The following is a 13,466-nucleotide window of genomic DNA, read 5'->3' on the forward strand; positions in this document are numbered from 1 at the left end:
ATTTGACGGTGGTTTCCAATTAATCATTGCAAAAGTACGCTATTTTGAATTGAGCAGCAGGGGATGTTTTGGCCGCTTACTGCTGCGTCGCAAATCCCTTGTCTATCCAGTCCGTACGGATATTATGTTCCAGATTTAATAACTTTGCATGTGTAAAGTGCATCTCTTTAAGTAAGTTAAATGCAGGACGGACATTCGGGCAATGCGTAAAGGGGCAGCATCCGCAATAAATAACAATGTCCTGGTCTTTGGGTAATTTCTCCAGCGTCTTTTTTAGTTGGGCCAGATTTTCTGCTTGTGATGCGGGGCCTATATCCCGGGATCCTTTAATTAAAGCCGCCGGACCCACACTTAAGATGATGGGCTGCTCACTTTTGGAACCCGATTCAATCAATCGTGCCAGCTCTGAAGGGGCCATTAAATCCTGCGCCTTCCACGGATCTCGTGCTTTGGAATCGGCGTTTGAAGTTTTCTGTAGGGACGACTGCTGGGCAAATAATCCGGTAGGACAACTTAATCCCATTATAAGAAGCAGTAGCATCCCAAGTGCTATCTGAGTGCATCCTGACTTAGCGGTGGATATATACATCTCTGATCTGAATTTTAGAATTGTACTTGATTTTGTTCAGTCTCACTAGAAGGCAGCTATATTGTTGGTAGCGCGCTCCGTGAACCGAAGGGTAAAAGTACCACATTGAAAATAGACCTTGGTTAAATCAGGGAATTTTAACAGCTGTATAGTGAATTTTTATTATATTGACAGACCGTAAAAGCGGTAACCTTTCAGCATGCCTGCCGTGGATCTGCCCAGTGAAGAGAAAGAAGAACCATAAATCACCTTCCTAAGGAACATAATCCTTAAGTTTGTACAGGCAGACGCTATTTATAAATATTGCCTTTTATTATCAAAAGCCTATGGAAACAAAACATTTATTAAACCTGAAGGTGAGTCTGCAGCCTAAAATCTGGTTGCCCGTCGATAAGGAAATCTCAATCGAGGATGTATTAAACACCATCCAGAGCTGTCAGCTGGAACCTGAGATTGAACAGGTGCGGCAATTTTTGCTGGAGAAGGACATGGATTCATTTGCCATGTATAAGCGCGGACTGCCGGCAGTTACTTTCTGTGGCTGTTTTGATCATCAGCGAAAAACGGAAAATCTTACCAGCTATAATTATGTTTTGGTACTGGATATTGACAAGTTGGACGCCGGTCTGTTAGAGCAAACAGCAGCGGTATTAGAAAATGATCCTTTTGTTTTTACCTATTGGTTAAGTCCCTCGGGGAAGGGCTTTAAAGGACTGGTGGCACTTGAATATAAATTTGAAGTTAAAAAACAGGAGATTGCCACTGCCCACAAAAAAGCCTTCCAGAAGCTGGCCGGTTATTTCTGGGAACATTATAATCTCGGCCTGGATGAAAGTGGGTGTGATCTTACAAGACTCTGCTTTTTATCCAGTGATGCCGATCTGGTGATTAAGCAGCAAACCTTGCCTTTTGTGGTGGATGCTATTGATTTAAGGAGTAGTTTTAAAACGGCCGCAAATGTTCACTCTGGTCAAAACAAAGGGGCTGTCGCTCAACAGGATCCGGATTTGCAGGAAGATAAAAGAAAACTGCAATATAAAAATAAAGCGGAAGAGAAGGTGCTGGTCGGCCAGATCATTGATTATCTGCAGGAAAATAACCTTAGTATAACGCGGTCTTATGAACAGTGGTACAGGGTGGCCTATGCACTAGCAGAAGCCTTTACTTATAAAGTCGGGCTGGCCTATTATTTAATGCTGTGTGCAATGGACGGCCCCGGCTTTGACCGGCAGGGCTCAGAACAGATGTTTCATTATTGTTATAAGAATGCAGATGGACGCATTAAGCTAAGTTCTCTGTTGTTCTTTGCCGCCAAGTCCGGCTTTAAACAGCAAAGCAGCTAAGAGGGCCCTATTATGGGCCATATAAGAAACATGATAAAAAAATAACCCTGCTCGGAGGTAAGGGAAAATATAGATATTTAGTTTGCAATAAAATTTATTAAGATGAGTCATTTTGGTCTTTTCCGTTTATGTATAATGAGTAGCCTGATGAGCCTTTTAGTCTTAACAGGCTGCAGCAGCGCCCAGTCCACTACAACGCAGCGTACGCAAACAAAAATTCAGTATAGTGTTCAAAATGCACATTCCCATAATGATTATGAGCAGCCCCGGTTTTTTTTCGATGCTTATAAGGCAGGCTTTGGTTCTATGGAAGCGGATATTTATTTAGTAGATGGAGATCTGTTGGTGGCACATGGCAAAAATGAGATTGACCCACACCGCTCATTAGCAGCTATGTATTTATCACCATTGGCTAATAATTTAAAAATGAATAAAGGCTATCCTTATAAAAATCATCAGGCTAATCTGGAACTTTTAATTGATCTGAAGGATCCAAAGGACAGCCCGGCATATCAGAAAGCCGTAACGCTTATTTTATCTTATAAAGCCCTTAAAGGAAGCAAACACCTGCGGATTACTTTTACTGGGAATATTCCCAGTGATTCCGTAATGGCTGCCGCTACAGGTATGTTTTATTTTGACGGCGTCCCCGGCAGATCCTATAGCCCCGACGCCCAAAAAAGGATCTACATGCTTAGTGACAATTTTGCTGATTATTCTGCCTGGAAGGGTGAAGGGGAGATTTCAAAAGAAGATTACCGGAAGTTGAAATCAACGGTAGAGGCTGCCCATGCCGCCGGGAAAAAAATCAGATTCTGGAATGCGCCGGATAATAAGACTGCCTGGGAAACAATGGAAAAGCTTGGCGTTGATTATATCAATACGGATAAAATAGACGCACTGGCTGTTTTTTTACATAAAACCTATTAACCGACCGTAGTGACCACTTTATCTGTGTAGACGTTGATTGGATAATATGTCTAACTTATTGCTTTAATACTCAGCCTTCCTGACCGGGATAAGGTTTTTTATCCTCGATCACTACGGAAATGTTTTTTACTTAAGAACATTTGTTTGTACTTTGCCCCCGATTTTCGGCAACCTTCCAGTAATGATTGATAAAAAAAGATTGGATCTTGAAAAAAATGCATTGGGTGGAGCTAAAGGGCTGGCTGCCTATGAAGCTATATTCCATATGGTCTTCACGGATCTGGTGCGTTTTGCATTATCGATTGTTCATAGCATTGTGCTGGCCGAAGAAGTGGTGTCTGATGTGCTGATCCGTATCTGGGAGAAAAGAAGGGAACTGGGTACAGTGGAGGATTTTCGCTTATATTTATTTGCCAGTACCAGAAACAGGGCCATCAACTACCTTAAAAGTAAAAAACTGGGGCTCACAGAAAATGTAGATCAACAGGTGGTTGACTGGGATAACTGCACCCCTCAATTAAAATCCAAAGACCTTGATCCGGAGGCTTTGATTGAGTTTGCTGAACTCAATCAAAAAGTAGCGGCGGCCATTGAAGGCTTGCCCGCTAAATGTAAACTGATTTACCAGTTGGTTAAGGAAGACGGGCTCAAATATAAGGAAGTGGCTTCGCTGTTGGGGATATCCGTTAAGACGGTGGAGAACCAAATGACCATTGCTTTTAAAAAATTACATGAGCAGCTGGATTAACTGTGCGCTTACCGCCTTTTTTCAAATATCATACTTCGATAACTTTTCTTATTAGGATACTTAAATTCAATGAGTTAAGTATATATTTCAGGTTTGTTAATACCCCGCCGTAAATTTTTTTATAATCTTTTAGGGGTTTTGTTAAATACTACTGTCTATTAGTTGGAAGGCCTGCTTTCCTATAACCTATATTTTAGAAAAGATGGATAACACGGTTAGACTCTGGACCTTGCTTAGCAAACAAAAGCATGATGCACTTTCAGATGAAGAGCTACTGGAATTGGAAGATTTGCGTTCCAATCCGGACAATCAAAAGGCACTTGCTTCTTACGCCAAATTGGAATCCTACTGGGATAAGGTTCGTATGGATCATTCCGAAGACCTGTCCGCCTTCTGGCAAAAACAAAAAGAAAGGCTTGGATATGAGGATCAGACTCAAAATGAGCAGCCACCTGATAGCCGGACGCCGGATAGCAATACGTTATTTGTAGCGGCTTCTTCTAAATGGTATAAAAGGAAATCCTTTGCACTGGGTACTGCGGCGGTATTGCTGATTTTAATAGGCTTAGGTCTTGTTTTTAAATTTCAGTCTGCCCCTGACACCGGAAATCAGCAAGGGGATACCGTGATTGTTGCCCACAATGGAGCGCAAAGGCAGGTGACTTTGCCCGATGGCAGTAAAGTATGGCTGAACAGTGGCAGCGAACTCTCTTATAATAAATACTTTGCCGGGGCGCCCATTAAAGAAATCACCCTCACAGGAGAGGCATTTTTTGATATTAAGCACGACCCGAACCGGACTTTTATTATCCATACCAGGTATATGGATATCAAAGACTTAGGTACGCGTTTTAATGTCAAAGCCTATGACGACGAGGATAATATGGAAACCAGCCTGATTAACGGCTCCGTAGAAGTCTATCCTAAAAATCATCCGGAACAGATGATCCGCTTAAAGCCCAATGAAAAAATTGTTATCAATACCAGGGCCTTGCAAAACGGACAGTTTAAAAAAGGGCAGATGTCGGGACAGGAACCGTTGCATCTGGATTCAATTCAGGCGCTAATCAAGGCTTCCGGCGGCGCAGCTAAGCTGAACGCCGGCCTGGCAGCCGTTTATATAACCACCTTAAAACCTCAGATTAAAACCCAGGGTGATTCTACACTCATGGAGACAGCCTGGATGCAGCATCAGCTGGCCTTTAGCGGTGAACCTTTTACCGCTTTAGTCCGCAATCTGGAAAGGTGGTATGATGTACAGATTAAGATAACGAACCCGGAAGTGGGTCGCTATATATTTACCGGAATCTTTAAAGAAGAAAGTCTGGACCAGGCACTTAAGGAATTACAGATGATTCAGCCTTTCCAATATGAGATTCAGGGCCGCGAAGTACGGATATATTAACGAAAGAAAAGCCTTAAAAGAGCACCTGAGCATTTTTTAACCTGTAAACCTGTTTGAAAAAAATGAAAAAGCAACTGTGGCAGCAAGGTGTCGTGCCCTGATCAACCAAAATTTTATCTGTAAAAAAGTACGAGGAATGATTGGACCCATTCCCCGTACAGACCTGGCAGCTGGAAACTGCCGGCTGTGGCGTCTTTAAAAAGACGGCCACCATTTTCAATTAACATTAAAAACTTATCGAAAGTATGAAAAAATGTTCGTTTCATAGGGGGTATCCTATAGGGAAATCCCATCTAAAAGTTATTCTTTACATGAAGCTCAGCGTGTTTTTAATATTGGCCACTTGCCTTCAGGTGTCGGCTAAAACTTATTCCCAGAAAATTTCGGTCAAATTTAAAAATGCGACTATTAAAGAGGCTTTGTCCGATATTGAGCATAAAGCCAATTGCCGCTTCTTTTACAGTGATAATCAATTGCCTGAAAATACCCTTGTGAACCTAAAAGAAAAGGATATTCCATTAGAGGATCTGCTTGGTAACCTTTTTGCCGGTACCAGGCTTAATTATAAAATCCTGGATAACAGGGTGATTATTATTTCCCGGACCATGCAGGAAGCCCAGATCAAAAAAATATCCGGCACCATAAAAAATGAATCCGGTCAGCCGCTGTCCGGCGTTAGTGTCCAGATTAAGGGTTCCAATAAGGGAGCCATCAGCGATGATAATGGTGTTTTTAGCCTGGAGGTTCCCGATAATGCCGTTCTGGTCGTGAGTTATGTAGGTTATCAGACCCAGGAAGTTGCTGTAGAAGGTAAGACGGTTCTGGATATCGCCTTGCAGCCACTCCAGGGTTCCGGCTTGCAGGACCTGGTCGTAACGGCGCTCGGGGTAAAGCAAACCCAGAAATCATTATCTTATAATGTACAGAGTGTGAGCAGCGATCAGCTCAATACGGTGAAAACCGATAATATGATGAACTCCTTAAACGGGAAGGTTGCGGGTCTTACCATTTCTCCCAGTGCATCCGGTGTTGGAGGTTCCGCTAAAGTGATTTTACGAGGTAGTCGTTCTGCCAATGGGAACAATCAGCCTTTATATGTAATTGATGGGGTACCCATCACCAACTCCGCGAATGCCAACGGACAGCAAAACGGGACTTTTGGCGGCGGCCCAGACGGTGGCGATGGTATTTCTAACCTGAATCCGGAAGATATTGAAAGCATCTCTGTGTTGGAAGGTGCTTCCGCAGCCGCACTATATGGTAGCCAGGCTCAGAACGGCGTTATTCTGATTACAACCAAAAAAGGGAAAGCGGGCCATGCGGTTATACAGGTAAACAGCAGCTACGCTATTGATCATATTGCCTATAAACCTGAGTTTCAAAATAGTTATGGCCCTACAGGCGGAACCGGGTTTCAGAGTTGGGGAGATAAGATCTCCGGGGGCGGCACAGATAATCTGGATTTATTTTACCAGAATGGCACCAACTGGACCAATTCCGTCAGTTTCTCCGCCGGTTCTGATAAAGCACAGACCTATATCTCTTATGCCAATACAAGTGCAAAGGGTACGGAGCCCGGAAATAAGCTTTCCCGCAACAATTTCAATTTAAGAGAAACAGGGCATTTTTTAAATGACAAACTGACCGTGGATGGTAATTTTATGTTTGTCAATCAAAAAATCAATAATAGCCCCGCTCTAGGTTTATACCTGAACCCGTTAACAGGATTATATCTGTTCCCAAGAGGTGTGGATATCACCCCTTATAAGACAGGATATCTGAATGCAGACGCAACCGGACAGGACAGACAAAACTGGCCTGATATAGAAGATATTATTCAAAATCCATGGTGGATCCTAAATAAGGATATAAGCGTAGCCAACAGAAACCGTATCATCTTAAGCGGCAATGTTAAGTACGACTTTACCAAATGGATGAATATTCAGTTAAGAGGTAATGTGGACCGTACAACAGACCGTTTTGAAAATGACCGTTATTCCGGTACCAGTAAGGTGTTTGATGCTAACGGAAACGGGTATATGAATCTGAGTAATCAGACCTTCACCCAGAAATACGGTGACGTAATTTTAACGATCAACGATCCCAATGACGCCGCTAAATTTAAAATAGGGGGTATTGTCGGAGCAAGTATTACGGACCAGAAGCTGGATGGACTCAGCATAGCGGGAGAGTTGTCCACGCAGGATTTCTTTACGACCAGCAACATCATTGAAAGCCAGGCGGGAACTACGACCAAAACGCTGGCTAAGACCATGCAGACCGTGCCCAGTCACAGTCAGCTGCAGTCCATTTTTGCCAATGCCAATTTATCTTATGATAACTGGGCTTTCTTAACGCTTACGGGCAGAAATGACTGGTCTTCCAACCTTTCATACACGCCAAACTTTTCCTATTTCTACCCCTCAGTTGGTTTGTCCCTGATTATCTCTCAGGTACTGCATATGCCAGCCTATGTGGATTATGGTAAAATCAGAGGTACCTTTGCCCAGGTCGGGAACACCGTTCCTCCTTACCTGACAAGGGTTCAGAATACACAAAATGCGGCCGGTCAGCTGCAGTTTAATACGGCGGCCGCCTTCACGGATCTTAAGCCTGAAAAAACCAATTCACTGGAATTTGGTACAGACTGGCGTTTCTTTAACGACCGCCTGAATCTGAGTGTTACCTATTATAAGACCAACACAAAAAATCAGTACATACCTATCGACGCTCCAATTTCTTCGTTGATCTCTACCGGTTATGTAAATGCAGGTAATATCCAGAATACGGGTATTGAGTTTACCATTAACGGAGATGTTATCAGAAATAAGAATTTTACCTGGAATACGGGATTTAACGGATCTACCAATAAAAACACCATTGTGGATCTGGATTCCAAAGATGGAATTGATCAGTTTATATTAACCGGAAACGGCAACAATTCTTATCAGTCTATTTTGCAGAAAGGCGGCTCATATGGAGATATCTCCGGGGTAATCTTTAACAGAGATGATCAGGGCCGTATCATTTTCTCCGGTAGCGGAACAGATAGTGATCCATACAGACCGGAGAGCAATGGATTCGGTTTTTTGGGTAATCCCAATCCGACCTTTCAACTGGGCTGGTCCAATAGTCTGACTTATAAGGACTTCTCTTTAAGCCTGCTGGTGGATGGTCGTTTCGGTGGGCAGGTGCTTTCCATGACGCAGATGCTGTTGGATCAGTACGGCGTATCCAAACAGACGGGTGATGCCAGGGATTTAGGTTATGTGGCGGTAAATGGGGTAGATGGGTCTGGCAACGCGGTCTCAAAGGTGGACCCTGAGACCTGGTACGGAGCCATAGGAAGCAGATCCGGTATCTCAGAAGCTTATATTTACAGTGCGACAGTTGTCCGTTTAAGAGAAGCTTCTTTGGGATATAATTTCCCGATCAACAATAAAAACAGTTTTTTCCATAGTATAAAAGCCTCTTTAATTGGCCGGAACTTAATCTACTTCTACAAAAAGGCGCCTTTTGATCCGGAACTGACTATGTCAACCGGCAACGGACTTTCCGGAGTAGATGTTTTCAATCAGCCCGCAACCCGTTATATGGGAATCAGCGTGAATCTAACCTTTTAATGTCATTGGCTTAACAAGAAAAAATAATTGATCATGAATTTACATACTAAAAATATTTTCAAGATAAAATACCCGGTTAAATCGTTATTGGTTTTATCCGGTCTTCTATTCGCATTCGGGTCCTGTACCAAGGATTTTGAATCTTATAATACCAATCCCACTTCATTAAATGATGAGCAGACCTTGTCGATATTGACTACTGCATTTGGTCCCATAGAACAGGCCATATACAGCAATTATCAGACAGCACAGAACCTGAGTGCAGATGCTTATAGTGGATATATGATGAGTCCGACTCCTTTTTCTGCCAACTACAACCTGAACTATGCCATGACTGACAACTGGAACGTGAATGGGTTCAGAGACCCGTACACTCAGGTAATGGCACCAATTAAGAAAATCGCAGAGGCAGGAGCCAGAGAAAAACTGCCGGAACTCTGGGGAGTGGCTTTATTAATACAAGTGGAAGCGATGGATAGAGTGACGGACCGGTTCGGCCCGATTCCTTATACACTGGCCGGCACTTCATTAAAATCGGTGGCTTATGATGATCAGAAAACCGTTTACGAAACTTTCTTTAAACAAATAGACACCGCTGTTGCTAACCTGACCACCTATGTAGCGGCACATCCGGGTGAGTCATCACTAGGAGATGGCGACTTGATCTATGGAGGTGATTTTACTGAATGGATCAAGTTTGCCAATTCTCTTAGGTTGAGGCTTGCCATGCGTGTTTCTGTCGTTGACCCTGAATTGGCTAAGGAACAGGGAGAAAAGGCGCTGGCTCAATCAGAGGGCTTATTGTCTACTCCTGCTGATGATGCGGCTATCTCCCAGGGAGGTGGCAGAAATAATGACCTCTGGCAGATCACTGAATCCTGGGGAGACAACCGTTTAGGGGCTGCTCTGGGAACCTATCTGAATGGATATAATGATCCAAGGCTGTCTGAATATGCAACACCGGCAACGGACGCAAAACTGGATGGCAAGTATATCGGGATCAGAATTGGGATTGCCATTAACGCCAAGGCAGACTATGAAGGTTATGCGTCCCTTAACACCGGTAAAAATTTCACCCAGACTTCTGCACAGATGATCATGACGGCTGCCGAGTGCTGGTTTTTAAAGGCTGAAGCCGCGCTGAGAGGATGGACAGGCGCGGGTGATGTAAAGGAAGATTATGAAACGGGTATTCAGACTTCCATGGATCAGTGGGGCGTGGAGATTGGCAATTATCTGAGTGATAACACATCCAAAGAAGCCGCCTACGAGGATCCTAAGAATGCTGCCAATAACAGCCCTGCACTAAGCACGATCACCATCAAATGGGATGGTGCTGCTTCTAAGGAAGTACAACTGGAAAGGATTATCACACAAAAATGGATTGCCATGTTCCCGGATGGCCAGGAAGCCTGGGCAGAATACCGCAGAACAGGTTATCCTAAACTCTTCCCGGTCGTACACAATAATAGTGGCGGCAAAATCAGTACAGAAGATCAGGTTCGCCGTATTCCTTATCCATCCATAGAGTACTCTACGGATAACGGAACGGCCGTTACGGATGCAGTGAAGAATTTACTGGGTGGTGAGGATAATGGTGGCACCAGACTTTGGTGGGACGTAAAAGGCACTAATTTTTAAAAACACCCCTGCAGCTATATAAAGAGGCAATTAGATCTGACCTCTCATTACCGGCGGACTCATCCGTCGGTATTTTTTTTTGATTAAATTTCTGAATTTCCTGAGTCGCATTTATACCAATTAAATCAAGTCAACCGTTTTTCGGCATATTGACTGGTAAATAAAATTAGAAGGGTAGAACTGACGATTTATAGGAATGTTGGATGGAACAATCATAAATAAAGATTATATTTGTTAGGCTTTCATTCAAAATCAAAAACTTCAACCTATGGCTTTACTTACAAATGAACCCCGTCAGCTGCCCCGTCGTGATTTTTTAAAAAAGACTTTACTGGGAGGTGTGGCGATATTAATTGCCGGAAAACATGGCTTTGCCAGTTCTGTTTTTGTCCAGGCACGTCCGGATTCTAAAATTCATGGGGTACAAATTGGCGTTATTACCTATTCATATAGAGATATGCCAGGAGATATCCATCAGATTCTGAAATATGTAGTTGACAGTGGTATCAGTGCCATTGAACTGATGGGTGACGCGGTAGAAGAATTTGCCGGCAGACCAAATGACAGAAGCCAGGTTGCCGCCTGGAGGGCTTCGGTTTCCATGGACAAGTTTAAGGAAGTAGGCCAGATGTTTCATAAAGCGGGCATTCAGATTTATGCCTTTAAACCGGACGCCTTAGGTAGTCATAATAGCGATGAAGAAATCGTTTATGCAATGAATGCTGCCCGCGCCCTGGGGTCAAAAGTAGTAACGGTTGAACTGCCCGAAGATCCTAAACAGTCAGCCAGGCTGGGTAAACTGGGTGAAGCGAATAATATGTATATCGGATATCACGCCCATACGCAGGCAACAGATACTGCCTGGGATACAGCTCTTAGCCAATCCCGGTATAATACCATGAATCTGGATTGCGGTCATTATATTGCCTCCGGACATGGCAATAATGCAGAAAGCCTGCTCGCCCTGATTCAAAAAAGACATGACAGGATTACTTCCTTACATATTAAAGACCGCAAAACCAAAGCTGACGGCGGACAGAATATGCCATGGGGTGAGGGAGACACGCCTATAAAGGAAATCCTGAATTTAATGCGTACTAAAAAGTATAAATTCCCTGCAACCATCGAACAGGAATATGATATTCCAACTGGTTCCAATGCGGTGCTGGAAGTGAAAAAGTGCCTGGATTACGCAAGAAAAGCACTTGGTTGATTGAATGGGAATACCTATTTTATTGTAAGTGCTAAAGTGCCCGGTTTAGCAATGGACACAGTTTAGCATAACAACATCCTTCAATAGCGCGTTTTTCTAAAAAGTGTGCAATCGAATGCAATTATTAAATTTATTTTGTATTTTTAACCGAACAGATTTATTTTTTACTACGTATAATTCTTTAAAAAGTAGCATTTGATATGGCCTCTCCAATGAAACGCTGGATTGTAAAGACCGCTATTTTGAGTGGGATAATGTGCCTATGTTTAGGTGTATCTGCCCAAAATAAGCAACCCACAACCTGGATTAATCCGACCGCACTGAACTACCGCTTTAGTGAAAACGGTCTTGGATACCGGGAAGCCGCAGATCCCGTCGTACATTTGTTTAAAGGGCTTTACTATCTGTATGCTTCTAAGTCAGGAGGGTATTGGTATTCTGAGGATTTATGTAGCTGGCAATACAGGCCTTCGGTTACCTTGCCGGTGAAAGACTATGCACCGGCTGTCATGTCAATTAGAGATACTGTTTTTTATACCGCATCAGGCGGCACACACCAGATTTATTATAGCCTGGATCCAAGACTGGATGACTGGAAGGTCTATAACGCTCATTTTGCCTTGTCGGTTACAGATCCTGATTTGTTCCTAGATGATGATGGCCGGGTCTATTTTTATTATGGATGTTCCGATAAGGATCCTATTATGGGGGTAGAACTTAACCGGCACCATTTATTGGATACGATCGGTGTACCCCAGGTACTCATCCGGCATAATATAAAAGATCACGGGTGGGAATCTCCTGCAGAGGACAATTTAGAAAGAGTAAATGGCTGGAACGAAGGGCCATGGATGACAAAATATAATGGTAAGTATTATTTACAATACGCTTCTCCGGGGACACAGTTTAAAGTGTATGCGGATGGAGTCTACGAATCAGATCGGCCTTTAGGGCCTTTTACCTATATGGAGAACAGTCCTTTTTCCTATAAGCCAAAAGGGTTTATCGGAGGAGCCGGACACGGCGCTACCTTTAAAGATAAATATGGAAATTACTGGCATATTGCTACCATGAGTATTTCTGTTCGACATATGTTTGAAAGAAGACTGGGTATTTTTCCTGCATTTTTTGACAAGTCCGGATTATTACATTGCGTAACGGGTTTTGGAGATTATCCTCAAAAAAAGGTAACAGGAAAAATTGATTTTGAACATACCAGTATATTTACCGGTTGGATGTTACTCTCCTATCATAAGAAGGTGATGGCATCCTCTTCATTGCCTGACCATGGACCGGAACTTGCTGTGAATGAAGATATCCGCAACTGGTGGAGTGCGGCAAGCGGTAAAAAGGGAGAGTGGCTCTCCATGGACCTTGGACATATAAGCAAGGTGCAGGCGATTCAGATAAATTTTGCGGATCAGGATGCTAATTTAAAGGATACAGATCGTGTGGAACCTTATAGATATCAGATTGAAGGCTCCAAAGATGGTACAACCTGGCAATTGTTAGCAGATAAAAGCAACAACCAAAAAGATCTGGTAGATGATTATATTGAACTGAGTTATCCCCAAGATATACGCTATCTTAAAATAACAAATATCGGTGTGCCAGCAGGTAAATTTTCTGTTTCCGGGTTTCGGGTTTTTGGTACTACAAAAGGAAAGAAGCCGGACCCGGTGAAGGATATTAGCGTATTGAGAAATACAGGAGATTTAAGAAGTGCTGTTCTCAGTTGGACGCCTTCAAAGGGTGCAACGGGCTACCTGGTTAAATATGGAATTGCTCCTGGCATTTTATTTCATTCGGCAATAGTGTATGGCGAACATCAACTGGAACTTAATGGTCTTAATACCTCTGCAACTTATTATTTTAAAGTAGATGCCTTTAATGAATCAGGGGTGACAGATGGTAAGTAAGAGTATGTAAGGAGGTCTTTAGGGCGGATTTTTTATTGAACTAAAAATATATGGG

The 13,466-nt window shown here is 43.0% G+C and carries 9 protein-coding genes; 8 read left to right on the forward strand and 1 reads right to left on the reverse strand.

The features are described from left to right. Nucleotides 1-76: 76 nt before the first annotated feature. Nucleotides 77-589 carry a rhodanese-like domain-containing protein gene (locus tag BLU80_RS06940; protein ID WP_244518792.1) on the reverse strand — a complete coding sequence of 171 codons (513 nt, stop codon included), beginning with the start codon at nucleotides 587-589 and terminating at the stop codon, nucleotides 77-79. Nucleotides 590-915: 326 nt separating this feature from the next. Between BLU80_RS06940 and BLU80_RS06945 the strand changes: the two genes are divergently transcribed. From BLU80_RS06945 to BLU80_RS06985, 8 genes are all read left to right on the forward strand, one after another. Beyond that, nucleotides 916-1,932, forward strand: coding sequence for a BT4734/BF3469 family protein (locus BLU80_RS06945; protein ID WP_139188100.1), 1,017 nt, complete (start codon nucleotides 916-918; stop codon nucleotides 1,930-1,932). Nucleotides 1,933-2,034: 102 nt separating this feature from the next. Beyond that, nucleotides 2,035-2,862, forward strand: a complete 828-nt coding sequence (locus BLU80_RS06950; protein WP_091395611.1) for a PI-PLC domain-containing protein — start codon at nucleotides 2,035-2,037, stop codon at nucleotides 2,860-2,862. A gap of 181 nt (nucleotides 2,863-3,043) precedes the next feature. After that, complete coding sequence (locus BLU80_RS06955; protein ID WP_091395614.1) at nucleotides 3,044-3,610, forward strand: RNA polymerase sigma-70 factor; 567 nt, start codon at nucleotides 3,044-3,046, stop codon at nucleotides 3,608-3,610. A 202-nt stretch (nucleotides 3,611-3,812) separates the two neighbouring features. Further along, entirely contained in the window at nucleotides 3,813-5,015 is a 1,203-nt protein-coding gene (locus BLU80_RS06960; protein ID WP_091395617.1) for a FecR family protein, read from the forward strand. A 311-nt stretch (nucleotides 5,016-5,326) separates the two neighbouring features. Next, entirely contained in the window at nucleotides 5,327-8,638 is a 3,312-nt protein-coding gene (locus tag BLU80_RS06970) for a SusC/RagA family TonB-linked outer membrane protein (RefSeq protein ID WP_091395624.1), read from the forward strand. A 33-nt stretch (nucleotides 8,639-8,671) separates the two neighbouring features. Further along, a complete protein-coding gene (locus tag BLU80_RS06975) occupies nucleotides 8,672-10,279 on the forward strand; it encodes a SusD/RagB family nutrient-binding outer membrane lipoprotein (protein WP_091395627.1) in 1,608 nt (535 codons plus the stop codon). 268 nt (nucleotides 10,280-10,547) lie between these two features. Then, entirely contained in the window at nucleotides 10,548-11,492 is a 945-nt protein-coding gene (locus BLU80_RS06980) for a sugar phosphate isomerase/epimerase family protein (RefSeq protein WP_091395631.1), read from the forward strand. A gap of 200 nt (nucleotides 11,493-11,692) precedes the next feature. Continuing rightward, nucleotides 11,693-13,411 (forward strand): family 43 glycosylhydrolase, encoded by a 1,719-nt coding sequence (locus tag BLU80_RS06985; protein ID WP_091395635.1) that lies wholly within the window; start codon nucleotides 11,693-11,695, stop codon nucleotides 13,409-13,411. Nucleotides 13,412-13,466: the final 55 nt, after the last annotated feature.

It is taken from the genome of Arachidicoccus rhizosphaerae, from assembly GCF_900107765.1.
Taxonomy (GTDB): Bacteria; Bacteroidota; Bacteroidia; order Chitinophagales; family Chitinophagaceae; genus Arachidicoccus; species Arachidicoccus rhizosphaerae.